We start from the raw sequence: 24,323 nt of genomic DNA, 5'->3' as shown, positions 1-24,323 counted from the left end.
CTGCGGGCCGGCGGGCCCGATGCCTCCGATCGCCCACGTGCCTGGAACGAGTCTCCTGCCGAATTCAGACATGACGCTCCCTTCGATACTAATCATCATGTGTCCCCGCCTCGACGCTGGCCCTCAAGATCGAACCATGTCTCATCCGGGGATCAAAACCCGATTCCGTGGCCGGAGCGCGCGGATGCCTCCCGGCACCCCGCACTGGCCCGGAGCGGATGAGCATTGGTTGATACATTTTCGGGTCGATTTCTCCGAACGACTTGTCCCGGTGGCCGGCTCCTGGCGACTCAGGCTCGTCGTCCTTCGTCTCGGAGCCGGCGCACGTTCTCGAAGCTCAGGTCGACCGGGCCGAGCGTGGCGTGCCGGCGTTCGATCTGGCGCAGGAGCGCCTCGACATCGACTGGCTGGGGGCACACGGAAGCCTCCAGCCGCGTCAGAATCTCTCGGTTCAGGCTGCGGTCGTTGCGAACCGCCGCTTCCTCGAGTGTTCGCCGAAGGTGTGTGGACATTCCGTGTAACGTGATTTGCGTCATGACCCTGTCTCGGATTCGGATACGCCGAGTTGCTGGAGGAGGAAGGCGAGTTCCATCGCCGCGTTGCGTACGTTGCGGCTGAAGGAGCGGCCGCCCGCGTGGCCCGTGCGCGGGTCGTAGTCGAGGATCACCGGCAGTCCCGAACTCGAAGCGGCCTGCAGGCGCGCCGCCATCTTGCGGGCCTGCAGCGGGGGCACGCGCGTGTCCAGGTCTCCCTGCGTGAGCATCACCGCCGGGTAGTCGACGCCGTCGCGCACGTTCTGGTACGGGGAGAAGGTGCGGAGGACCTCGAACTCCTCGGCCACGGCCGCGTTCCCGTACTCCAGGAGCGCGGGCATGTTGTTCGCGTCGGTGAACTGGTGGAAGCGGACCATGTCGAGGTCGGGCAGGCCGCAGTAGACGGCGCGGAAGAGGTCCGGCCGCTGCGTGAGGGAGGCGCCGACGAGCAGCCCGCCGTTGCTCCCGCCGCGGATCGCGAGCCGGTTCGGGTTCGTGTAGCCGTTGTCGACCAGCCACTCCGCCGCGGCGATGAAGTCGGCGAACACGTTCGGCTTGTTCTCCAGCATGCCCGCCCGGTGCCATTCCTCGCCGAACTCCCCGCCGCCCCTCAGCGTCGCCATCGCGTACACGCCGCCGTGCTCCAGCCACGCCGCGGCGCGGGCGTCGAACCGGGGCAGCAGGTTCACGTTGAAGCCGCCGTACCCGTACAGGAGGGCGGGACTCTGCCCGTCCAGCACGAGTCCCGTCCGGTGCGCGATGTACATCGGGGCGCGCGTACCATCCTCCGAAGTGTACCAGATCTGCTTCAGTTCGTACTCCGACCCGTCGAAGGGGACGGATGACGGCCGCCACTCCTCCGTCTCCATCGTCTCGAGGTCGAGTTTGAGGATGGTGGAGGGGGTGAGGAGCGACGTCAGCGTGAGGAGGGCCTCGTTCCCGTCATCGCCGTGCGAGCGCAGCGTCGCCACATGGTGCGCCGGGATCGGAATCTCGTTCTTCACGACGCCGTCCGGCCCGTAGCGTACGATCCGGCTGCTCACGTCGCGCAGGTAGTCGGCGTACAGGTCGTCGCCGATGAACCGGTAGCCGGTGAGGAGATCCTCCCCCTCGGGCAGCACCTCCCGCCACGCGGCCGGGTCCGGCTCGGGGTTCTCGAGATCCACCGCGAGGATCCGGTTTCTCGGCGCATCCAGGTTCGTCAGCAGGTAGAGTTCGTCCTCGACGAAGCGGGTGCTGAAGCGGGCGGGCGCGCCGACGATGAGCGGCGCGGGCGCCGTCCCGGAACGCAGGTCGTGCAGGTACACGTCCGTCCGCGCCCACCCGTGCTGCACGGTGTAGACGAGCCACCGGCCGTCGCCCCCCTGCGAGAAGCCCACGAACCGCTCCGGCCCGTGCCCCTCTCCGAACAGTTCCTCGTCCTGTTCGAGGTCGGTCCCCAGCCGGTGGTGGCGGATCCGCGCCCCCGTTTCCCGCGACCGGCGGCTGTAGTGGAAGCCGTCCCCTCCCGGGTTGAACGAGACGTTGCCGTACAGGTAGGTCGGCAGGCGGTCGGGCAGATCCTCGCCGCTCTCCAGGTCGCGGACGCGGTACTCCCGCTCGTCCCGTCCCCCGTCCCGGATGGCGTAGATCATGAGATCGCCGTCGGGCGAGAAGTCGACGATGCTCACGCTGGTCGTGGCGTCATCGCGGAGGTCGAGCGGGTCGATGACGACCTCGAACTCGCCATCGGGGTCGGTCGGGGCCTCCCGAGGTTCGTCCGGCGCCGGGCGCCGGTAGATCGCTCCGACCTCCCGTCCCGGTTTCCGGAAGGAGAAGTACTCGTAGTCCCCCGCCCGGCGTGGGAAGATCGCCCCGGGCGCGTCCATCAGTTCGCGGAGCCGCCCCTCCAGATCCGCCCGCAGCGGCGTGTCGCCGACGACCTGCTCCGCGTAGGCGTTCTGCTCGTCGATCCAGGCGCGGGTCTCGGCGCTCTCCTGGTCCTCGAGCCACCGGTAGTCGTCGGTGAACTCGACCCCGTGCAGGGTGTCGACGACGGGAATCCGGGCCGTCTCGGGCGCGGGCGGATACGGAGGGTCGCACGCCGCCAGGCAGACGGCCAGCGTCGGCAGCAGGCGCAGCGGGTGCCGAGGGAGCCGCCGGAGAAGACGGCCGGCGGGCACGGCGCGGGCGCGGGGGGTCGAGTCCGCCATGGCGCCTCCTGTCAGTCGGTCAGGGGGTGACGGTCACCCGGACGTAGGCGTTGCTCCAGCAGCACTGGTCTCCGCCGGCGCTGTCGTTCGCGTCCCAGTTGTCGATGCGCGCGCGCAGGATGTACTCGCCCGGCCCGCTGAAGGTCGCCGCCGTCGTCGCCTCGCCGGTCCCGCCCGCGACCGTGATCTGCCACGGCTCGAACGCCACAGGCGCGGCGGGCCCCTGGTGCTTGAACCAGCTCACCTCCACGTCGACGACCTGGTTCACCAGATCCTCGGGGTCGCGCACCGAGACCTCCTCAGTCCACAACTGGAGGGTGAGAGGCTCGCCCACCTTCGCGCTGCGCGGCTCGCCCCACACACCCTGGACGTGCTGGCCCGCCTCCCCCTCGGGGTCGAAGCGGACGAGCGGCGGCACCGACCCCATGGCCCTCGGCCCGTAGTCGAGTTGCAGCGCCGGCGAGAAGGTGCGCGCCGGCACGGAGTAGGTCACGCCGTTCGTCGTGATCGTCCACACGACCCGCTGCTCTACGTCTTCGAACGTCGCGGGCACGGTGACGGAGAACACGCCGCGGTCCCGTCGCGGGCGCACCGGGAAATGCGTCGGCTGCATCCCGTCGAACTCGTGCGGCTCGATGTGGTTCTCCGCGCCGAGCGGGACGTCGAGCACCTGCTCCCGGTTCAGGTTGAAGAAGCCGAACGAGAAGGTGAAGGTGCCATCGTCGTTCCGGTACCAACCCTCAAAAAACGGAGCCACCGGCTCTCCCTTGAGCGGGATGGGCGCGAGCGGCAGCCGCTGCACCTGCTGCGCATGAACGGGCGCCGGCCACCCGACCAAGGCGACCGGCGCCACCTGTGCGGCGACCAGGACGGCCGCGACATGTGCGATCCGCATGTTCCGTCTCAGTTGCAGGTCAGTTGTCGTCGTTGCTGTCGTCGTTGTCTTCGTCGGTCGCGAGCTTCGCCTCACGCTCCTCGACCAGCCGCTGGTAGCCTTCCTCGCTGAGGTGCGTCACGGCGAGCCACGCGTGCGACATCTCATCCCCGGTGCGCGCCCCGCGGGCGTACCAGATCTCCGGATCCGGGGTCAGCTCGTTCTCCGCGGTATTGTCGTACCACCCCGTCATGACGAGGACCGTGCCGGGCGGGAGCAGCGGCGCGACGTCATCCTCGTAGATGTAGCTGTGATGCCAGCGGGCGTCGAAGTCCGTGACCATGCTGATGAGCTCGAGCCTGCCGTCGGGGTAGAGCGCCTGGATCGACATCGCGTGCAGGTGGACGTGCCCGTGCGGCTGGAAGCTGTCGAGCCTCACCGGGTGGTCCCAGCGGTGGAACCCCTGCGTCATGGCGGTCCCTCCCGGCGCCAGCGCGATGTCGCCCCTGAGGGGATAGAGGCTCAGATCCTGCTGGAACTCCGGCTCGTAGCCCTCCTGGTGGAACCAGATCCCGAGTTCGACCTGATCGCCGGGCACGTCGTATCCCATGGGATAGTAGTGCGCGTCCCACTCGATCATGTCGTTCGCCTTCAGCATCCGCCCCGCATCGTTGGGCACGATCTCCCCGACCTTGCCCATGGCGTACTCGGACAGACTCTGGATGCGCTGGTACTCCCCTTCCTCGTTGAGCCTGAGCAGGCGCGGGATCGCATGATGCACGACCTGCCGCCCGGCCGGGAACGAGGGCCGCGTCTCGAACGCCATTACCCAGCGATCCTCCTCGAGCCCCGTCGGCACCCGCGGCCGCCACCAGGTGTCGCCGCCCTCGGCCGGCACGTCAAACGGCTTCGACCGGATCACGTGATCCGGCGGGCCGAGGATGTCCTCGAGCTGCCACTTCTGCTCGTTCGGCCACTCGACCGGGGGCGGCATGTCGGCCGGATCCCCTTCGGGAGCGCCGGCATCGGCCCACGCCACGATCGTCTCGATGTCCGCCTCGCTCAGACGCCAGTCATCCTTGATGTCCTGGATTCCGAGGCCCGTGTCGAGGTGGAAGGGCGGCATGAGCCGCTTCGAGACCAGGTCCTTCATGCGCGAAGCCCACCGCCGCGTGTCGCCGTATTCGAGGAGCGGCATCGGACCCACCGATCCCGGCCGGTGGCAGATCTGGCAGTTCGCCTGGAGAATGGGGGCCACGTCCTTCGAGAATGTGACGTCGGCCTTCGCCCCGGCGCCGTTCACCCCGCTCGCCGCCGGCCCCTGTCCCGCGAGATCCCCGAACGCGAGACCCAGGGCAACGGGCATGATAGCGACGGCCAGGGCCGTTGCGCGCGACCAGGCATGGTTCGAGTGACGATGCGATCCACGCATGAGGCATCCTCCTGCAGATGGCACTGCTCCCGCTGCCGCTTCCGGCGGCTCCCCTTTAACTCTCTGATACAGTGCGAAGAAACATCGCCCGCGTGCAAGGAGACGTTGCGTCCCGGGAAACGCGCGTCCACGATGGAGTGTTATCCTTGGCAGCCGTGGCAAAACCCTGCGTCAGCGCCGGGAACGGTGAGCCGCGCGTACTGCGGAAGAGTGAACAGCGAGAGCGGACGGATGATGAAGAACCACTGGAGTTCGCGGCCGGGCAGCGCCCTTCTTCTCCCCCTTCTCTTCGGAGCCATCGCGGAAGCCACCGCCGGCGCCCCCGTTGCGGCGCAGGGCCCGGGCGTGGAGGGAGCGGCGTGGACGTACATGGGCGGTGACGCCTGGCACACCCGCTACACGCCGGCGACGCAGATCGATGCCGCCAATTTCGAGAGCCTCGAGGTCGCGTGGCGCTGGGACGCTTCGAGCTTCGGGCCGAGCACGGCGCGGGCCACGCCGTCCTACGTCGACGGCAAGATGATCACGGTGACGGGCGAGAACCGGCATGTCATCGCCCTCGACCCCTCCACGGGGAGACTCCTGTGGAGCTTCGCCGAACCCATGACCTGGCGGCACGAGTACTCGATGCGAAAAGCGTACGGCAAGGGGGTCGCTTACGCCGAGATCGACGGCCGCGGCGTCGTCTACATCATCAGTCCCGGCTTCTTCCTCTACGCGCTCGACGCCGACACCGGCCAGCCGCTCGAGAACTGGGGCGAGGCCGTGCCGCTGCCGGGGTTCCCCTCCACGGGGACGGTGGACCTGGTCGCGGACCTCATCGAGGGCTGGGGACCGTGGGAGAACCTGAACCAGGAGTACGACCCGGATCAGGGGATGCCGCTCGAGATCGGCTACATCACCGCCTCCTCTCCGCCGATCGTCGTCAACGACGTGGTCGTCGTCGGCAACTCCGCGGAGCAGGGATACAACCAGACGCGGAAGGAGATGGTCCCGGGCGATATTCTGGCCTACGACGCCCGCACGGGGGACTTCAAGTGGAAGTTCCACATCATCCCGCGGCCGGGCGAGTTCGGGCACGAGACCTGGGAGAACGACGCCTGGCAGTGGACCGGCGACGTCTCCCCCTGGGCGCCGCTCTCCGCGGACCCGGAACTCGGACTCGTCTACCTCGTCACCAACGGCGCCACGATCGACTACTACGGCGGTTTCCACCCCGGCGACAACCTCTTCGGCACGAGCATCGTCGCGCTCGACGTGGAGACGGGAGAGCGCCGCTGGCATTTCCAGTTCGTGCACCACGACATCTGGAACTACGACACGCCGACCGCCCCGATCCTCATGGATGTGGTCGTCGACGGACGGCCGATCAAGGGCGTCTTCCAGGCGACGAAGCAGTCGTGGCTGTACGCCCTCGACCGCGAGACGGGCGAGCCGATCTGGCCCATCGAGGAACGGCCGGTCCCGCAGTCGAAGGTGCCGGGCGAGAAGCTCGCCGAGACGCAACCGCACCCGACGTGGCCCCTGCCCTACGACCTGCAGGGCCGCACGGAGCAGGACCTCATCGATTACACGCCCGAACTGCGCGAGATGGCGCTCGAGTACGCGCGGGAGAACGACCTCTTCGCACCGCTCTTCAACCCGCCCACGCACGTCGGGAACCCGGATGGCGAGGGGCCCGCGCTCATCTGCCCCGGCGGGGGCGGGGGCGCGAACATCACCGGGCCGCCCGCCGCCGACCCGGTGAGCGGGATCGTCTTCGTCACGTCCACCAGCGGGTGCTCGCCGGTCATGGTGGCGCCGGGCATCGAATCCGAACTCGACGGACCGGATCAAACGGGCGTCACTCACTCCGAATTCTCCCGCGCGACCGGCGTCGTGACGGAGAACACGGCGGACCAGGCGACGGTCGAGGGACTGAGGATCTGGAAGGGGCCGGTGGGACGGATCACGGCAATCGACGTGAACACGGGCGAACACCTGTGGATGATCCCGCATGGCGACGCCCCGGAGCGGCAGCAGGCGGTGATCCGCGACCATCCGATGCTGCAGGGAGCGGACGTGAATCCGAACCAGGGCCGGCGCGGCCACTCCGCCATGGTTGCAACTCCAACGCTCCTTCTTGCGTCTGGACAGACGAGCGATGGGACGCCGCACCTGTTCGCGGTCGACAAGCGGACCGGCGAGCGCGTGGGTCAGGTGGAGCTGCCCGGCAACACGCGCTACGGGATGTCGAGCTGGGTCCACGAAGGCAAGCAGTACGTGATCATTCAACTCACGGACGGACTTGCGGCGCTGGCACTGCCCTGACGGCCACTCGGGCCGGACGGGCTGAACCCTTCTCAAGAGCGTAAGGAAGAAAAAAACATGCTGCGTGAACATCTCAATTTCGGACGCGCGGGCGTCTGCGTCGCGGTGGCGTTGTCCATATTCGTCGCCGGGGCATGCATCGAGAGCGAGGACACGATGGAGCCCACGCCCGCGAACGAAGCGCCGGTCGCGGTAGGCGTGGTGCCGCCGGTGACCGTGGCGGCCGGCGACCATGTGATGGTGGACGTGTCGGGCTTCTTCCAGGACCCGGACGGCGACCCGCTCCTGTACGGCGCCGGGACATCGAACGCGCTCGTGGCCGGAGTCTCGGTCTCGGGCAGCATGATGACCGTGGTCGGGGTCGGGACCGGACGGGCGGGCGGCCTGCTCTTCGCTCGCGATGAATCCGGCGGCGAAGCCGTGCAGAACTTCCTGATCACGGTGCCCAACCAGCCGCCGGTCGCCGCGCAATCGCTCCCGGCGCTGCGCCTGACGACGGGGCAGGTACGTCAGATCGACCTGTCGCAGTACTTCAGCGATCCGGAGGGCGACGACCTCACGTTCGGCGTCACGACCGCGAACACGCTCGTGGCGGTGGGGGCGGTTTCGGGCAGTACTCTCACGGTCGTCGGCGTGACGGTGGGGAGCACGACGATCACCGTCACGGCGCAGGACTCGGATGGGGGCGAGGTCCAGCAGCAGACGCCGGTGGTCGTAACGAGCAGCTGACACGAGCAGCTGAGACGAGGCGCTGACACGAGGAGTTCGGCGAGGGCAGGGCCGGGGGGCGCGGCGGCGCCTGCGGAGCGGTGGCGGACGGGTGTCCGGTGAAGATGTGACCCGTCCGGGGATTGCTTCGTGTTAGGAGTGGCAGACCGAAAACCCGGTTGGCGCAAGCGAATGATGTTCCGCTCAGGCGCCGTGAAGGAGGTAACGTGTCGTATCGATTCAGACAGTCCTCGATGGCGGCCGTCCTCGCCGTCATCGGGGGAGCCTGGGCAGCCGAAGCCGTCGCGGCGCAGGATTTTCTCTTCGGGCGTCCTTCCATCACCTTCGGCGCTCGAATCGGGTACGCGATACCCCGCGCGGACAGCGAAATCTTCGATTTCACGCGCGACGAACTGACGGTCGAGAAAGAGGATTTCAACGCGGTGGCGATCGGCGCCGACCTTGGCATCCGACTCACCGACCGCGTCGATCTGGCGCTGGGTATCGGGTACGCGAACAGCGAGATCGACTCCGAATCCCGCGAGTTCATCGGCAGTGACGACCTGCCGATCCTGCAGACGACGGACTTCCGCCGCGTCCCGTTCACCGTCGGCGTGAAGGCCTACCTCACGGAGCGGGGACGACGGATCAGCAATCTCGCCTGGATTCCGAGCAGGTTCGCTCCCTTCGTCGGAGGCGGCGCCGGCTTCGTATGGTATGAATTCGAGCAGGAGGGCGAATTCGTCGACTACGAAACGCTGGACATCTTCTACGACTACTTCACGTCCAGCAACGGATCCGCGCTCGCCTACGCGACGGCCGGATTCGACTACTCGATCGGGCTGCGGTGGATTCTGACCGCCGAAGCGCGTTATTCTTGGGCCAGCGCGAATATGGGGGAGAGCTTCGTCGGATTCGACAAGATCGACCTGAACGGGCTCCGCGCCGCGTTCGGCTTCTCCGTACGGCTGTAAAACCTCGAGGTATCGTCACATGATGAAACAGCGAACTGCTGGAATCGGCTCCGCCCTCTTCGTTGCGGCCGGCATGATGCTCGCGGCCGGACCGCTGTCGACCGTGGCGGCGCAGGAGATGGACCAACGCTGGCTCGCCTGGATGGGTTGCTGGCAGCCCGTTCGTACCTCGACGAGCGCGGACGCGCCGGAATCTCTGCTCTGCTTCCGGCCGAGCGCGGAAGAGGCCGGTGTCGAAATGATCGCCGTGGAAGACGGCGAGATCGCGGCCCGGGAAGTCGTGCGGGCGGATGGACTGCCCCACGAAGCGGCGCTGGAGGGGTGCAGCGGATCGCGCCGCGCGGTCTTCGCCTCGCGCCCGGGCCGGGTGTTCATGGATGTGGACCAGGTCTGCGAGGGCGGCGTCGACCGATCATCGAGCGGGATGTTCGCGATGATCTCGTCCGACGCCTGGATCGATGCGCAGGTGGTCACGGTCGGCGAAGAGAAGCTGACGTGGGTGACGCGATACCGGCTGGCCACGCAGAGCGAGGCCGAGGCCGTCGGCCTCGGTGAAATCGCGGCGGACCGGAGCCTGGCCGTGCGTTCGTTGCGACTCGCCGCGTCCGGACGGTATTCGGTCGACGACATCATCGAAGCGCAGACTCATGTGGATGCCGAGGCCGTGGAGGCCTGGATCGTCGAACACGAGACGCCTCTCTCGGTCGACGCCGACCGGCTTGTGCAGCTCGCCGATGCCGGCGTGTCGGAAGGGGTCATCGACATGATGATCGCGCGGAGCTATCCGGAGCGCTTCGCGGTGTCCACGGGCGGCGACGGCGGCGAACGGTCCATGCTCGGCTACGGCGGATACTACGACCCGTTCTACGGCGGCTATTCCCGCTGGGGTTATCCCTACTACGGGTCCCTCGGCTACCGATACGGATACGGCTACTCGCCTCTCGGCTTCGGATACGGGTATCCATACGGGTACGGCTATGGCTACGGCCCGACCATCATCCGCACGGAGCCCAGGAACAACGGCGGCCGGGCGATCAGCGGACGGGGCTACAGCAGCGGAAGCTCCATCGGAATACGGTCGACCGGGTCCTCGCGGGGGTACGGCTATGGCTACGGCCCGACCATCATCCGCACGGAGCCCAGGAACAACGGCGGCCGGGCGATCAGCGGACGGGGCTACAGCAGCGGAAGCTCCATCGGAACACGGTCGACCGGGTCCTCGCGGGGGACATCGTCGGTCGGCACCTCTTCCTCGGGCTCGGGCGGTCGGTCGACGGGACGGACCGCGCGGCGGCGCGGCGGCGGAGGTGTCTGAGCCTCACGCGCCGTTCCGCCTGTCCTGAAGCTCCTCCGAAAGGGCCCGATCGCTCGGGCCCTTTCGCGTTTCACGTCTCGCGCCCCGAGGTCCGGAACCGCAGATTGGCCATGCGGCCGATGACGATGCCGGCACCGAGGAGGAACGATGAACGTGGATCACCCCGCCGCGCGCCCCTTCACCTACGTCGCGATCGGCGTCCTCGGGCTCGCTGCCGCCGCCGCGGTACTCATTCAGCCCGACGCGGCGCGGACGCAGACCACGTCCGGCGACTGGGAGCCCCCGCTCACGACGCACGGCCACCCCGATCTGCAGGGGAACTGGACCAACCAGACGCTGACCCCCTTCGAACGTCCCGAAGGCCAGGGACCCGTGCTGAGCCCGGAAGAAGTCGCCGCCATCGAAAGTGGACAGGCGCAGACCGTCGCCGAGCGCACGGCCCCCGTCGACCCCGACCGGCCGCTGCCGCCGGGGGGCGAGCACCGGGTTTGCATCGATGGGGCGACGACCTGCTACGACGAGTTCTACCGGGAACCGGGCGAACGCGTGGCGATCGTGAACGGCGAGCCGCGCAGTTCCCTCGTCACCGACCCGCCGGATGGACGGATTCCGGATCTCACGCCGGAGGCACGGCGTCGGCTGGCGGAGGCGACCGAGTTCCGCGGCAGGTTCGGACAGTACGACCACCCCGAGCTTCGGCCGCTGGCGGAACGGTGCATCGTATCGTTCGGATCGAGCGCCGGGCCGCCGATGCTCCCCAACTACTGGTATAACAACAGCTACACCATCGCGCAGAACGAGGACTTCGTCGTGATCATGGCCGAGATGGTGCACGACGCGCGGATCATCCCGATCCGGGACCCGCAGGAGCGCTCGAGAGCCGGCCCGCACCGGATCACGTGACCCCGTGGTTCGGGAACTCGTGGGGGTACTGGGAGAACCGCACCTTCGTGGTCGAGACCACGAGCTTGAACCCCGAACACGCATTTCGGGGGGTGCCGCCTTCGAAGGACCGGAAGGTCATCGAGCGTTTCACGCGCGTGGACGAGGAGACGATCCTCTACGAGTTCACGATCGACGATCCCGCCGTGTACACGAGCCCCTGGGGCGGACAGGTTCCGTTCACGCGCTTCAACCATCTGCTCTACGAGTACGCGTGCCACGAGGGCAACTACGCCATGTTCAACGTCCTGAGCGGCGCACGCTATCAGGAGCGGATGGGGGGGAATCCGTAGCGCGCTCGCCGGGCCGCCTCGGTTCGCTGCTCGCCGCGCTGGCGATCGCGGGCTGCGCCGCCGATCGTCCGCCGGAGAGCGCGGCCGAAGCGGAGACCGCCCCGGCCGGGGTGCTCGGCCTGCGCCCGGGCCCTTCGCCCGATCGATCCTCTCCTGACTGGAAGGCGCCCGTGAAAGTCGTCGTCGCCGATCTGTGGCCCGGCCGCACGGCCGAACTCGCGGAGGTCGCCCCGGGCGTGGACCTCGTCGTCGTCGGAGACGGGCAGGCCGCGGCGGCCGAAGTGCACGACGCCGACGCGGTCCTCGGCGTGCTGAACGCGGACATCCTCGCCGCCGGCGACCGGCTCCGCTGGGTGCAACTTGCCTCCGCGGGGGTCGAACGCTACCTGGCGATCCCCGGACTCGCCGATGCCGAGGACCTCGTCATCACGAACGCCCAGCGGATCTTCGCCCCCGGCGGCGCGGAACACGCCCTCGGCATGGCGCTCGTGCTGGCGCGACGGTTCCACACGGCGCTCGACCTGCAGCGGGAGAGGCGCTGGGACATCCGGCCGCTGACCGGGCCGTCTCCCTATCGCGGCGAAGGGAGCGAACTGCTCGAACTCCGGGGCCGCACGATGCTCGTCATCGGCCTCGGCGGGATCGGGACGGAAACCGCCCGCATCGCGCACGGCATCGGGATGCGGGTCATCGCCACGCGGAACAGCAGCCGCGAGGGACCCGACTTCGTTGAGCACGTCGGACTGGCGTCCGAACTCCTGGATCTCGTCCCGGAGGCCGATGTCATCGTGAACGCCCTGCCCCTCACGCCGGAGACCGACGGCCTCATCGGCGAGGCCTTCTTCCGGCTCACGAGGCCGACCGCCCTCTACATCACGCTGGGACGCGGGCGGACCACGGATACGGAAGCGCTGACGAACGCCCTGCGGGAGGGGCGCATCGGCGGCGCCGGGCTCGACGTCACGGAGCCGGAGCCGCTTCCCTCCGACCATCCGCTGTGGGGAATGCCGAACGTCATCATCACGCCGCACCTGGGTGGCGATTCCGATGGGCACATGGAGCGGATGTGGGTCCTCTTCCGCGAGAACCTGCGCCGTTTCGCGGCCGGGGAGCCGCTTCTCGCGGTCGTGAACCGGGAGCGCGGCTATTAGCTGCTAGCAGCGCCCCGCCGCCAAGTCCCGGTGCAGCTTCGGTCTAGCCGCCCCGCACTTGGAACGTGAGCGTGGCCCAGTTCGACTCGTAGTCCACATCCGGTTCGGACGTCGTCTCCACCATGTGGATCGCCCGGATGTACCACCGGCCTCCGGCGCTGAGCGGGATCGTCGCGACCCCGTCCCCATCCGTGCGGGTCGTGACCGCATTGACGTGACCGCCGGTGTCGTCGTGCGCGTGGTTGAACTCGTGGTTCGCATACACAACCTGGTTCGCCACCGGCTCACCCGCTCGCAGGAAGCGCACCTGAAGCTCGTCGCCGACGCCCAGGTCGTACGGATTCCGCAGCGGGATGAACTCCACCGGGTAGCCGAGTTCCTCCGCCCATTCCCCGCTCCGGGCGTCCCCAACCTGGACGATCGCCTTCACGTGTTTGCTGTAACGCTCGATGGCCTCGTCGTTCGTCTTGCCCGCCGCTTCGCGCTCGGCGATCGCGTCCACCACGCCGTCGTGGACCAGGTATTCGTTGAACTCCTGGGCCGTGAGCGTGAACACGCGGGCCGCCGTCGAAACGCCGATCTGGTAGGTGCCGGCAGAACCCGTCTCGAAGGTGAGGAGCGCCGTGTCGACGCTATCCGCGTGCCAGTGGAACATCGCCGTGTCGCGCCACGCCTCGGTCGGCGGGTGCATGACCCCATCCGGCCCCACGATGCTGACGTCCAGCATGCGGTCGCGCGTGATGTGGTTCTCGCTGTTGTCGAAGTCTCCGTTCAGGAGCGCGACGACGTTCGTGGAGTTCGGCTCCAGGAAGAAGCTCTCGAGCTTCAGGAACATCGTGTGCGCCTGCGCCGTCGCGACGATGGCGACGGTGAGCAGCGCGGTCGTCAACAGAACGCGGCGTCCTGCGGTCATCTTCAATACTCCCGGTCGGCAACCCTTCAGGTCTTCAGAGTGTCGATCAACATGACAGGGTCAGCCCGGGTTCGGCCATAGCGGCGGGGTCCGACCCAGTACCTCACTGTTTCGACGAAGTTGACGCAGATGAGTTTGGGTCCACAAACTCTAAAATACAGAGCACTCTGCGACGGGGATTCCATGGGCGAAGCGAACGCAAGACGGCAGGCGGGAGACGACCTGGCCGTCATCCGCCGGCTGATGGAGGACGCGCGGGAGACCGTGTCCAACAACGGCTGGCACTTTGTGTTGTGGGGCAGTGTGCTCGCGGTCGCCGAAGCGTTCGACTACTCGGTGGATAGCGGCATGCTTCCCGTTTCGCCCCGTGTGGTCTGGAGCACAGCGCTCGGACTCGGCTGGGGGATCTCCATACCTCTGCGCCGTTGGAGCCGAAAGCACGCTGCGGTCGACTCGTCAGCCAACAGGATTCTCGCCGCAATCTGGATCGGATGCGGCTTTGGGTTGATGCTGCTCGGACTCTGCGGAGCCCAAACGGGAACGCTGCCCGGCCCGGTCACCCCGGCCGTGATGGCCATCGTGATCGGGACGGCCTTCTTTGCGTCGTCCTCGTTGTGCGATCGCACACTGTTCCGGGTGTTGGCCATCTCCTGGTGGGCCCTGGGCGGCGCCATGCTGATCTGGCCGCACCCCACCAACAATCTGGCGATGTCCGCCGGGCTGATCCTGTTCATGGCGGGACCGGGTTTCCTGTTGACCCGTCGCGCCGGCAAGTCCGCCCGAATGGAGCTTATCGCATGACGCCATATGACTATCGCGATCTCGATCCGTTGATTCACTCGAGGATCCGGCTTTCGATCCTCGCCATCCTCGCCAGTGTCGAGGACGCCGAGTTCACGCACCTCCGGGACCAGGTCAAGACGACCGATGGCAACCTTGGAGCGCACCTCCGCAGGCTCGAGGACGCGGGGTACGTGCGCGTAAGCAAGAGCTTCGTCGGCCGGAGACCCATCACGAGATACCGCACAACCGAGTTGGGGCGCGGGGCCTTCCGGGACTACGTCCGCCGTCTGGAACGGATACTGCATTCGCTGCCGATGGACGCGGACCATCGCCAGGCGGGCTGAGGCCGTGAAGATGAGAGGGGCGGCCATCCCCGCGGTCCGGATCTGGGTCCTTGCCCTCGTACCGGCCGGCCTCGCCGGGCAGGAGGCGTCCCGTGTGCCGGGAAGTGTACGCGAGCCCGCGGGGAGAGCGATTGGCGGCGCGAATGTGTTCCTGCTCGAGACGCTGGAAGGGACGCTCACGGATTCCGCAGGTATTTTCAGCTTTGAGTCCGTCGCCGAGGGTCCGGTGACGCTGGTGGTGCAGCGTCTCGGGTATCTGGAGGTTAGACGGACGATACAACTCCCGCTCGCGGTTCCCGTCCCGATCGTCATGGAGCTGGCGCCGGTTGCGCTGGAGCCGATCCGGGTCGAAGCCGGGACCTATCGGCTGGGCAGTCTCCCCGACGTCATTCTCAGCGATCTCGATGTCGTACGAACGCCGGGGGCGGCGGCAGATCCCTTCCGGGCGATCCAGACGTTCCCGGGACTGCAGAACATCGGAGACGGGGCCGGGCTTTTCGTGCGTGGGGGCGACGTATCCGAGACCAGAGTGATGCTCGACGGAGCGACGGTCATCTCACCGTTCCGGCTCGATACCGACCGGACCATCTCATTCGGACGCTTCGACCCCTTTCAACTGCGGGGCACGCATTTTTCGGCGGGTGGCTTCGGCGTGGAATACGGTGACGCTCTCTCTGCCGTGGTCGATCTCCGCAGCGCAGGGAAGCCGACTCGCAGCGAACTGAACCTGGGCGCTTCCATAGCCGGAGTATCGGGACGGCTGACCCTCGACGCGTCGGAGTCGTTGGGTGGGTGGGTGACGGCGTCACGCTCGGACACCGACTTTCTCATGCGTCTCAATGGGCGCAGGTCGGAGTTCGATCAGGTCCCCGAGTCAACCGACCTGAGTGGAGTCGCGGAATGGTCCTACCGCGATAGCGGCAACATTAAGGTATTCGGGCTGTATCAGACCGATCGCGTCGGCGTCCTGATCGACGACCCGGGACACTCGGGCACGTACCGGTCGGACGCGCGAGCGGATCTTCTTGCCGTCTCCGGCTTCGACGCGTTCGGGGCGCTCGGCGTGGCGTGGAGCGTGGCAACCAGCGGGTCGGGGAAGGATGAGGATTTCGGAGCATTCCGCCTCGAACGTGAGGATAGACTCACGCAGTCACGCGCGAAGATCGACGTCCACGTGGGTCGCGGAATCTCGCTGGCCGGCGGGGCCGAATTCGAGGGCCGAAGCGCGGACATTGCCGGCTCGGCGCCGGCGGGTTCGCACGACAACGCGCCCGGCGCGCCCACGACCATCTTCGGCAGCCGCCAGACAGGATCGCGATGGGGCGGCTTCGGGGAGATCGAGTTGCAGCCGTGGAACGCTCTTCGGTTCGTGCTGGGCGCGCGTGCGGATCGTTCTTCGTTTACGGATCGCGTGACGGCCGACCCGCGGATGTCGGTGTCCTGGCGGCCGGCCGCCAATCTCACGCTGACCGGGGCATGGGGTGTGTTTCATCAGGTTCCGGATCCTCTTTTCTTCGAGCCCACACTGGGCGATCCGAGCCTGCCGGCCATGTCGGCGCGTCATCTGATCGGGGGCGTCGCGTACGATGATGGCGAGCTTCTCGTTCGTGTAGAGGCATATCGAAAACGCTACGGGTCGTTGGCGTCGCAGACCCGCGACCACATCGCTCGCAGAGGCGGAACCGGTGAGGCGGCGGGATTCGATGTCTTTCTCAAGGGAGATGTACTGTTTCTCGGGCTCACGGGACGGGCCGCGTACAGCTTCATCGACTCCGAGCGCACGGACCCGGACAGCGGCGAACCAGCCCCGTCCCCCTTCGACGCGACGCATACGTTGAACATCGTCCTCACGCGGGGGCTCACCGAATGGATCGAGGTCGGCGCCGCCTGGCGAGCCGCGACGGGGATTCCCTTCACACCCATCGAGAGGGCGGTTTTCGAACCGGACCGCGGCCTGTGGGAGCCGGTGTACGGGGCGCCCATGTCGGAGCGGCTTCCCATTTACGCGCGGTTCGACCTTTCCGCGAGCCTCCTCCAGAGCTTCTGGCGTGACAATCTGACGGTCTTCTATGTCTCCGTGATGAACGTCTTCGACCGCCGGAACGTCTCCGAGTATCGGCACAACCACGATTACACCAGCCGCACGCCGCTGCGAAGTCCGTTCAATCGAACGATCTACTTCGGCGCGACGACCACGCTGCCCTTCTGAAGGTCCGTTCAGAGCGGGAAGGAGAGAGAGCCACATGACTTGGCGGAAGAACGCAATGAACCCACCCGGCGTATTGGCGTGCGTGGCCCTGCTGCTCGTGCCGACTGTCGGCTCCGCTTCCCAGACTCCGGACCCCGGCGAAGTGGCGGCGCGCCTTCGAACCGGCATCGCGGAGGCGGTCATCGCCGGCGATGATGAGGGCCTGACCGAGATGATCACACTGGCCCGGCGAGCGGTAACCGCTTTTCCCGAAAACGGACTCGTCCAACACTATCTCGGCTACGCGCTCTACCGCCTGGCCACGCGCCGTCTCGATACGGATCCGGATGGGGCGCTGGCCACATTTGCCGAGGCCGAGTCCGTCCTCCTTCACTCGATCGATATCGAACCGATCCCCGAATCGCATGCGCTCATGAGCGCGGTGCTCGGCCCACAGATCGTCAGCGACGAAACGGCCATGAATCTCTCGATGCGCGCGACCGCGGAGGTGCGCCAGGCCGTGTCGATGGACCCCCGCAACCCTCGAGTCAGAATGCTGGAGGGGATCCAGGCCCTGCACACGCCGTCCACGTTCGGGGGTGGGGCGGACATCGCGCTCGAGAGCTTTCTGACGGCGGCCGCGCTGTTCGAAGAGGACGCGCCGGAGCCTCCGCTTCCCGCGTGGGGTCGCGCCGAGGTCTACGCTTGGCTGGGGCAGACCTATGTGGCGTTGCGGATGCCGGAAGAGGCTCGCACGGCGTACGAACGGGCCCTGGAGATCGAGCCGGCCTACGCCTGGGTGCGGGACACGCTGCTCCCGGCGTTGTCCCCGTAGCCGAAAGTGCCGATCATTGCCCCCGACTGCGGCGGTGACCGACTCAACTCCGGGGGAACGAATGACGCTGCGCATCAATGACACGGCGCCGGACTTCACGGCGGAGACGACCCAGGGGACGATCCGCTTCCACGACTGGATCGGGGACGGGTGGGCCCTGCTCTTCTCGCATCCGAAGGACTTCACGCCCGTCTGTACGACGGAGTTGGGAGCGGTGGCCGCCCTTCAAGAGGCCTTCGCGGCACGCAACTGCAAGATCATCGGGATCAGCGTCGATGGCGTGAGCGACCACGAAGCCTGGTCGAAGGACATCGAGACCTCGCAGGGACACGCCGTCGGCTACCCGCTGATCGGCGACCCCACGCTGGAGGTCGTGAAGACGTACGACATGCTGCCGGCCGACGCGGGGGACACGTCCGAGGGCCGCACGCCGATGGACAACGCCACGGCGCGCTCGGTGTTCGTCATCGGCCCGGACAAGAAGATCAAGGCCACGCTCACCTATCCGATGAGCACGGGCCGCAACTTCGCCGAGATCCTCCGGCTCTTGGACTCGTGCCAGCTCACGGCCGAGAAGCAGCTCGCGACACCGGCGAACTGGGAGCAGGGCGACGATGTCATCATCGCGCCGGCGGTCTCCGACGACGAAGCGCGGAAGCGGTTCCCGGACGGCTGGGAGCAGCCCCTGCCCTACATTCGGATCGTCCCGCAGCCCCAGGACGGCTAGCCTTTGTCACACGCCGTAACACAAACCGCCGCACGGGCCCGCGGGGGGCTCCTACTCACAGGCCTGCTCCTGTCCGCGTGCTCGGCGGGTTCCGGCGCGGGCGACGCAGCCCCGGAGGCCGGCCGGCTCCTGATCGACGGCGGTACGGTCATCGTCATGGACGAAGCGGGCACCGTCCTCGAGGGCGGCGCGGTCATTGTGGAGGGGGACCGGATCTCCGCGGTCCTGGAGGCGGCCACCCCCCGGCCGGCCGGCGTGCCGGTTCTCGACGCGACGGGGCACCTCGTGATCCCCGGTCTCGTCAACACGCACGGCCACGCCGCCATGTCGCTCCTCCGGGGACTCGCCGACGACCTGCCCCTGATGACGTGGCTGAACGAGCACATCTTCCCCGCCGAGGCCGAGTTGGTCGATCCCGAGTTCGTCTATTGGGGTACGCTCCTCTCGTCCACCGAGATGCTGAAGAGCGGGACGACGACGTTCGCGGACATGTACTACTTCCGGGACGATGCGGCGCGGGCGGTCATCGATGCAGGCATCCGCGCCGTCATGGGCCCGCACGTCATCGGCTTCCCGGCCCCCGACTTCGCCTCGCCGGCTGAAACGCTGGCGGACGCCGCCGAGTTCATGGAGAGGTATCGAGACCACCCCACGCTGGTCCCCGGAGCGGCCGCACATTCGCTCTACACGACGCCCTTCGAAGACGTGCGCGCCGCGCTGGAACTGGCTGTCGAGTACGACGCTCCGTTTCAGATCCACACGGCCGAAGACGCCAGCGAACTCGCAACGGCGACGGAACTCACCGGGATGGGCGTGGTGGAAGCGCTCGAGTCCATCGGCGCGCTGCGGCCGGGGACTGTGCTCGCACACTCCATCTACCTCTCGGACGAGGACATCGAACGGATCGCGGCCGGGGGCGCGGGGGTCTCGCACAACCCGCAGAGCAACCTCAAGCTGGGGATTCCGCTGGCAGCCCCGGTCGTGAAACTGCTCGCCGCCGGAATCCCGGTGGGACTCGGCACCGACGGCGCGGCGAGCAACAACGATCTCGATCTCTTCGACGAGATGGACACGGCCGCCAAACTCCACAAGTTCACGAACGCCGATCCGACCGCGCTGCCTGCCGAAACGGTCTTCCGCATGGCCACCATGGGCGGCGCCCGCGTACTCAACCTCCACGACCGCGTCGGCTCGCTCGAGCCCGGCAAGCGCGCCGACATCGTGCTCCTCGACACGCGGCGCGCCGGACTCACGCCCCTCTACAACGTCTATTCCCACCTCGTGTACGCGGCGCGGGGGAGCGATGTCTCCACGGTCCTCGTGAACGGCCGCGTCGTCGTCCGGGACGGAGAGGTACTCACGGTGGACGAAGCGGAGGTCATGAAACGGGCGTACACCTTCCGCGACCGGGTGCGGGAGGTGGTGGCGCGAGTGGCCGCAGAAGCGCGCTAGGCGCTGCTGGCGTGTCCCGGCTGCTGCGGCGGCGTCCAGCCCGTCGCGGCGCGGCGCTCCTGCACGCAGCGCTTGAAGCGGAAGGCGTTCTCGGGCAGGGCGAAGTCCATCCCGTAGTTGTCGGGACCCACGGCGTCGACCCGGGCCACGATCACGCCGAGGTCGTCCCGCTCCATCGCTTCGACGAACGCTTCCCCGAACGCCATCGGCGAATCCACGGCCACCGCGTGCTCGATCCCCGCGCCGCGCGCGATCGCGGCCAGATCCGTGACGCCCGACGTGGTGTGCGACTCGAACCCTCCCGTCGAGAGCAGGCTCCCGTTGTCGAAGATGATGTGGAGGAGGTTCCGGGGCCGGTAGCGCGCGAGCGTGGTGAAGGTGCCGAGGTTCATCAGCGCCGACCCGTCCCCGTCCAGCACGATCACCTTCTCGTGCGGCAGATGGTTCGCGAGACCCAGACCGATCGACGAGGCGAGTCCCATCGCGTGCTGCAGGTAGAAGAAGTTCTCGCGGTGGCCGAGGTCGTACAGTTCCTGAGCACAGGCCCCCATGATCGTGACGACCAGTTTATCCTCGATCTCGGGATAGATCAGTTCGAGGCACTGCACCCGTTCCATCGGCCTCCGTCCCTTCAGACTTCCATGAGATCGCGCGTGAGGAGCAGCGCGACCGGCGAGAGCGAACTCTGCGAAAGCGTGTACGCCTCGGCGATTTCCTTCGCGACGAGCGCCGGATCTCTCGCGTGGTGGTAGGGGATGTTGAGCGCCCGAAGCAAACCCTCCGTCACGATCCCGCCACGAGTGTGCCACGGATACGGCTCGCCCCAGTGGCCCCGGACCGCGATGAGCATGCAGAGCGGCACGGAGTAGAGTTGGGCAAGGGAGATGATTCCGTTCATCGCCCCGAAGAAGCCGTGGTTCTGCATGAGCAGGATGTGCGGTTCGCCGGCGAAGTACGCCCCGGCCGCGATTCCGACCGCCTCCTCCTCCTTGGCGACCTGGATGAGGTCGACCTCGGGATCGTCCTCCGCCCGCTGCAGGAGGAGACCGAGCCAGGTCTCGGGAAGGGCCGAGATGCTGCGGATGCCGGCGGCCTTGATCCCGTCGAAGACGGCCTTCGAATTCTCGTAGGAGACGGTCATGCGCGAAGGGTGCGTACGAGGACCCGGATGGCGCAATCCCACCCCTCGTATAACGATTGGCCGAGGCCTCAGTAACGATCGGACGCCACTCGAATAACGATCAGACGCGGTTTCCAAGGTAGCCCCGGGCCGGATTGACGGCCGGGGACACCGGTGTGACGGCCTGTTCCGCCAGCCTCGCCGTAGCGGGCCGGTTGCGTGGTCCAGCGGCGCGTGGTCACCATGAACGCTGACAATCGTGCCTCACCGTGCAATGGGGAGCCCATGGACGAATCGGAAGGGCGGCCGGTCGACCGGCGCGGGTTCATCAAGGACGCGGCGGTGGGTGCGGCCGCATTCGCCGCCCCGGGGAAGCTGATGGCGGACCAGACCGAGTCTCACGACCACAGTCACGAGCACGGCCACGATCACGATCACCAGGACGTGCCGCCGGACATCGCCCTCCGGGTGCGGGCGCTGGAGTCCGTCCTCGTGGAGAAGGGGATGGTGGACTCGGCGGCGCTGGACGGGATCGTCGACACCTACGAGAACCGGGTCGGTCCCCGGAACGGAGCGGAGGTCGTCGCGCGCGCCTGGGTGGATCCCGCCTACCGGGAGCGCCTCCTCGCGGATGGGACCGCCGCGATCGGCGAACTCGGCTACCTGGGCGGACAGGGCGAGCACATGAAGGTGGTCGAGAACACGCCCCGAGTGCACAACCTGGTCGTGTGCACCCTCTGTTCCTGCTATCCGTGGCCGACGCTGGGCCTTCCGCCCGTCTGGTACAAGTCCTCCGCATACCGCGCCCGGGCGGTCATCGAACCGCGCGAAGTCCTGAGCGAATTCGGCCTCAACGTGCCCGAGGACGTCGAGATCCGCGTCTGGGACAGCACCGCGGAGATCCGCTACCTCGTGCTCCCCGAGCGGCCCGCGGGCACCGAGGACATGACCGAAGAGGACCTGGCGGAGATCGTCAGCCGGGACTCGATGATCGGCGTGGCCCGGATCGAGGCGCCGTCTGGAAGCAACCCGGGAGACGACGCGTGAACACGATCCACGACATGGGCGGCATGGACGGCTTCGGCCCGGTCGAGCCCGAGGAGAACGAACCCGTCTTCCACCACCGCTGGGAGGGACGTGTCTACGCTCTGACGAGGGCCGTCGGTCCATGGGGTCGGGGGCGTGATTGGCCTTCCTTCCGCTTCACGCTCGAGAGCATCCCGCCGGTCGAGTACCTCAGCTTGTCCTATTACGAGCGCTGGTTCCGGATGATGACGACCCGGCTGCTCGTGAGCGGCCTCATCTCCGAGACGGAACTGGAGACGGGGTACCCGGATCCCGACGGGCCGCGGCCGGAGCTTCTCCCCGGGTCGAACACCGGTTCGCTGGGGGCCGGACTCCTCGACATGGATCTGCCCGCGCGCTTCGGACCGAGCGACCGGGTGCGCGCCCGCAACCTCCACCCGCGAGGCCACACCCGGCAGCCGCGCTATGTGCGCGGGCGTGAGGGGACGGTGGTCGAGGACCACGGTGTGTACGCGCTGCAGGATACCGATGAGGACGGGCGACGCGCCCTCGACCGTCCGCAGCACGTGTACTCGGTGCGCTTCGAGGGGCGGGAACTGTGGGGCGAGCGGGCCGCCGCGCGTGACGCGGTGTACGTCGACCTGTGGGAAGACTACCTGGAGCCGGCGTGATGGCCGCCGCGGGACGGGCCGGCGCCGAACGGGTCGACTCCGAACGTCTCGCGGCGCTCCCTCCGCTGCCCGCCGACGAGGACGGGCCGGTGTTCGAGGCGCCGTGGCAGGCGCAGGCCTTCGCGCTTGCGGTGAGGCTCTCCGAGGAGGGCTACTTCACCTGGAAGGAGTGGGCCGGGACGCTCGCCGACGAACTCGCGGCGGCCGAGGCGCGCGGCGAACCGGACGACGGGACCCGGTACTACCACCACTGGGTCGCCGCCCTCGAACGGCTCGTCGTGGACCGCCGGTTGAGCTCCTCCGCGGCCCTCGAGGACTGCAAGGAGGCGTGGGCGGACGCCTACCGCCACACCCCCCACGGCCAGCCCGTCGAGCTCCACCGCGTTCTCGAAGACCCGCCCGCTGAGCTGCCGACGAACATATCCCAGGCTTTGGCGGAGGACCGGACCGACCGGCTGTGAGCCGTTTCCGTGCGGTGTTTCGTGTCGCCCTCGTGGCGCTCGCTCCGGTGGGCTGGGCAACTTTCGCTTCCGCCCAGCCCGCCGAACTCCGTTTCGTCCAGGAACTCCGGATCGGCCGCGTCGACGGGTCGGGGCCCGATGTCTTCGCCGAGATCCACGATCTCGCGGTCGACTCGGCCGGTCGCATCTACGTACTCGATCCCGGTTGGCAGGACGTGCGCCTGTTCGACCGCGCTGGCCGTTTCATCCGTCAGCTCGCACCCGAGGGCGACGGCCCGGGCGAGAGGCGGCACCGAAGGCAATTCCCTGGCCGGGTGACCTGGGACGAAGCGCGCGGTCTGCTGTGGATCGATGACAGCGTGTTTCTCTCGGTGCTGGACTCGCTCGGTGTGGAGCGGGCGCGAGATACGCGAGTGCCGAACTTCTCGCGCTTTCTGGATCGCCCGGCGACGGTGGTCGTGGCTGTCGACCGTCAGGGTCTGGTGTACGAACAACAGTACAGGCCGCACGGCGATTCAACCCACAGCTTCGTCGCACGCGGCTCGGTCAACCCGGATTATGCCCTATCGGGAGACACGCTGCGTCTTGATGCGCGCACCACGGTACAGGAGGGTCCACCGCAGACCCGACGAACAGGAAGCGGACGGTTTAGGGGGACCGTGACTATGACTCTCATGCGACCGGAGCGCGATCATGTCGCCTGGTCGATCTCGCCCGAGGGTACGGTCTGGCTGGCCGACCTGAATCAGCCCCGGCTGCATGAACTGACCATCGCGGGCGATACGCTCCGGACCATCGACATCCCGCGGAGGCGACCGGCGGAACTGGACATCTCGCCCGAAGGCTGGATTCTGGCTCGGCGAGCAGGCGATGATCCGGAATCGACGTGGGACGTGATGGACAACTGCGGCGTGCACCTCGGACCCGTGTCCGTACCCCATGCCGTCTCGGTGACCGAGGTCGGTGCCGGGGGTGTCATCCACCTCGTCGCGTTCGATGCTCTGGACATTGACTACGTCCTGCGGTTGCGCCTTGACACCGAGGTATCCCGCCGAATCTGCACACGTTAGCCGTCGGCG

The 24,323-nt window shown here is 67.7% G+C and carries 24 protein-coding genes; 17 read left to right on the top strand and 7 right to left on the bottom strand.

Going from position 1 to position 24,323, the window contains the following annotated elements; all coding sequences use genetic code 11:
* Positions 1-290 precede the first annotated feature (290 nt).
* Genes ACOGXI_RS14795 through ACOGXI_RS14780 form a run of 4 tightly spaced genes read right to left on the bottom strand, consistent with a single transcriptional unit; the run spans position 291 to position 5,031 of the window.
* A complete protein-coding gene (locus ACOGXI_RS14795) occupies positions 291-536 on the bottom strand; it encodes a hypothetical protein (RefSeq protein ID WP_419939586.1) in 246 nt (81 codons plus the stop codon).
* A complete protein-coding gene (locus ACOGXI_RS14790) occupies positions 533-2,725 on the bottom strand; it encodes a prolyl oligopeptidase family serine peptidase (RefSeq protein WP_419939585.1) in 2,193 nt (730 codons plus the stop codon). Before ACOGXI_RS14790 ends, ACOGXI_RS14795 begins: the two co-directional genes overlap by 4 nt.
* Before the next feature lie 19 nt (positions 2,726-2,744).
* On the bottom strand, positions 2,745-3,620 hold the full coding sequence (locus ACOGXI_RS14785; RefSeq protein ID WP_419939584.1) for a hypothetical protein: 876 nt from the start codon (positions 3,618-3,620) through the stop codon (positions 2,745-2,747).
* A 19-nt stretch (positions 3,621-3,639) separates the two neighbouring features.
* Entirely contained in the window at positions 3,640-5,031 is a 1,392-nt protein-coding gene (locus tag ACOGXI_RS14780; protein ID WP_419939583.1) for a c-type cytochrome, read from the bottom strand.
* A gap of 231 nt (positions 5,032-5,262) precedes the next feature.
* On the opposite strand from ACOGXI_RS14780, the gene ACOGXI_RS14775 reads away from it, so the two are divergent.
* The 7 genes from ACOGXI_RS14775 to ACOGXI_RS14745 all read left to right on the top strand — a co-directional run bounded on the left by ACOGXI_RS14775 (position 5,263) and on the right by ACOGXI_RS14745 (position 12,724).
* A complete protein-coding gene (locus tag ACOGXI_RS14775; protein WP_419939582.1) occupies positions 5,263-7,341 on the top strand; it encodes a PQQ-binding-like beta-propeller repeat protein in 2,079 nt (692 codons plus the stop codon).
* Positions 7,342-7,398: 57 nt separating this feature from the next.
* Complete coding sequence (locus ACOGXI_RS14770; protein ID WP_419939581.1) at positions 7,399-8,070, top strand: hypothetical protein; 672 nt, start codon at positions 7,399-7,401, stop codon at positions 8,068-8,070.
* A 206-nt stretch (positions 8,071-8,276) separates the two neighbouring features.
* Complete coding sequence (locus ACOGXI_RS14765; RefSeq protein WP_419939580.1) at positions 8,277-9,023, top strand: hypothetical protein; 747 nt, start codon at positions 8,277-8,279, stop codon at positions 9,021-9,023.
* Between the two features lie 19 nt (positions 9,024-9,042).
* The gene (locus ACOGXI_RS14760; RefSeq protein ID WP_419939579.1) at positions 9,043-10,338 is read left to right on the top strand and encodes a hypothetical protein; all 1,296 of its coding nucleotides are present in this window, start codon (positions 9,043-9,045) and stop codon (positions 10,336-10,338) included.
* A 147-nt stretch (positions 10,339-10,485) separates the two neighbouring features.
* Positions 10,486-11,241: a hypothetical protein gene (locus ACOGXI_RS14755; protein WP_419939578.1), complete on the top strand. Its 756-nt coding sequence runs from the start codon at positions 10,486-10,488 to the stop codon at positions 11,239-11,241.
* Complete coding sequence (locus ACOGXI_RS14750; RefSeq protein ID WP_419939577.1) at positions 11,238-11,573, top strand: hypothetical protein; 336 nt, start codon at positions 11,238-11,240, stop codon at positions 11,571-11,573. Before ACOGXI_RS14755 ends, ACOGXI_RS14750 begins: the two co-directional genes overlap by 4 nt.
* A 170-nt stretch (positions 11,574-11,743) precedes the next feature.
* Complete coding sequence (locus ACOGXI_RS14745) at positions 11,744-12,724, top strand: D-2-hydroxyacid dehydrogenase (protein WP_419939576.1); 981 nt, start codon at positions 11,744-11,746, stop codon at positions 12,722-12,724.
* Between the two features lie 43 nt (positions 12,725-12,767).
* On the opposite strand, the gene ACOGXI_RS14740 is transcribed toward ACOGXI_RS14745, so the two are convergent.
* On the bottom strand, positions 12,768-13,637 hold the full coding sequence (locus tag ACOGXI_RS14740; protein ID WP_419939575.1) for a DUF4198 domain-containing protein: 870 nt from the start codon (positions 13,635-13,637) through the stop codon (positions 12,768-12,770).
* A gap of 183 nt (positions 13,638-13,820) precedes the next feature.
* Here ACOGXI_RS14740 and ACOGXI_RS14735 point away from each other — a divergent pair, with 183 nt between their 5' ends.
* The 6 genes from ACOGXI_RS14735 (at position 13,821) to ACOGXI_RS14710 (ending at position 19,966) form a co-directional block, all read left to right on the top strand.
* Positions 13,821-14,438 carry a hypothetical protein gene (locus ACOGXI_RS14735; protein WP_419939574.1) on the top strand — a complete coding sequence of 206 codons (618 nt, stop codon included), beginning with the start codon at positions 13,821-13,823 and terminating at the stop codon, positions 14,436-14,438.
* Positions 14,435-14,764: a winged helix-turn-helix domain-containing protein gene (locus ACOGXI_RS14730; protein WP_419939573.1), complete on the top strand. Its 330-nt coding sequence runs from the start codon at positions 14,435-14,437 to the stop codon at positions 14,762-14,764. Before ACOGXI_RS14735 ends, ACOGXI_RS14730 begins: the two co-directional genes overlap by 4 nt.
* 10 nt (positions 14,765-14,774) lie before the next feature.
* Positions 14,775-16,973 carry a TonB-dependent receptor gene (locus ACOGXI_RS14725; protein ID WP_419939572.1) on the top strand — a complete coding sequence of 733 codons (2,199 nt, stop codon included), beginning with the start codon at positions 14,775-14,777 and terminating at the stop codon, positions 16,971-16,973.
* 34 nt (positions 16,974-17,007) lie between these two features.
* Positions 17,008-17,787 (top strand): tetratricopeptide repeat protein, encoded by a 780-nt coding sequence (locus ACOGXI_RS14720; protein WP_419939571.1) that lies wholly within the window; start codon positions 17,008-17,010, stop codon positions 17,785-17,787.
* Between the two features lie 61 nt (positions 17,788-17,848).
* A complete protein-coding gene (locus ACOGXI_RS14715) occupies positions 17,849-18,514 on the top strand; it encodes a peroxiredoxin (protein WP_419939570.1) in 666 nt (221 codons plus the stop codon).
* Positions 18,515-18,517: 3 nt separating this feature from the next.
* On the top strand, positions 18,518-19,966 hold the full coding sequence (locus ACOGXI_RS14710) for an amidohydrolase family protein (protein WP_419939569.1): 1,449 nt from the start codon (positions 18,518-18,520) through the stop codon (positions 19,964-19,966).
* On the opposite strand, the gene ACOGXI_RS14705 is transcribed toward ACOGXI_RS14710, so the two are convergent.
* Together ACOGXI_RS14705 and ACOGXI_RS14700 are read right to left on the bottom strand one after the other, a co-directional pair.
* Positions 19,963-20,583, bottom strand: a complete 621-nt coding sequence (locus tag ACOGXI_RS14705) for a thiamine pyrophosphate-dependent enzyme (RefSeq protein WP_419939568.1) — start codon at positions 20,581-20,583, stop codon at positions 19,963-19,965. The genes ACOGXI_RS14710 and ACOGXI_RS14705 overlap by 4 nt on opposite strands.
* Positions 20,584-20,597: 14 nt before the next feature.
* Positions 20,598-21,107: a thiamine pyrophosphate-binding protein gene (locus ACOGXI_RS14700; RefSeq protein WP_419939567.1), complete on the bottom strand. Its 510-nt coding sequence runs from the start codon at positions 21,105-21,107 to the stop codon at positions 20,598-20,600.
* Positions 21,108-21,371: 264 nt separating this feature from the next.
* Here ACOGXI_RS14700 and nthA point away from each other — a divergent pair, with 264 nt between their 5' ends.
* From nthA to ACOGXI_RS14680, 4 genes are read left to right on the top strand one after another with little or no spacing between them, the layout of a single operon-like run.
* A complete protein-coding gene (nthA, locus tag ACOGXI_RS14695; protein ID WP_419939566.1) occupies positions 21,372-22,133 on the top strand; it encodes a nitrile hydratase subunit alpha in 762 nt (253 codons plus the stop codon).
* Complete coding sequence (nthB, locus tag ACOGXI_RS14690; protein WP_419939565.1) at positions 22,130-22,783, top strand: nitrile hydratase subunit beta; 654 nt, start codon at positions 22,130-22,132, stop codon at positions 22,781-22,783. Before nthA ends, nthB begins: the two co-directional genes overlap by 4 nt.
* Positions 22,783-23,244, top strand: a complete 462-nt coding sequence (locus ACOGXI_RS14685) for a nitrile hydratase accessory protein (protein WP_419939564.1) — start codon at positions 22,783-22,785, stop codon at positions 23,242-23,244. The genes nthB and ACOGXI_RS14685 overlap by 1 nt, the downstream gene beginning before the upstream one ends.
* Positions 23,241-24,314: a hypothetical protein gene (locus tag ACOGXI_RS14680; RefSeq protein WP_419939563.1), complete on the top strand. Its 1,074-nt coding sequence runs from the start codon at positions 23,241-23,243 to the stop codon at positions 24,312-24,314. Before ACOGXI_RS14685 ends, ACOGXI_RS14680 begins: the two co-directional genes overlap by 4 nt.
* The last annotated feature ends 9 nt before the right edge of the window (positions 24,315-24,323 follow it).

The sequence above is a fragment of the Candidatus Palauibacter sp. genome (genome assembly GCF_965208055.1).
GTDB lineage: Bacteria > Gemmatimonadota > Gemmatimonadetes > Palauibacterales > Palauibacteraceae > Palauibacter.
This window is presented reverse-complemented; position numbering and strand designations above follow the sequence as displayed.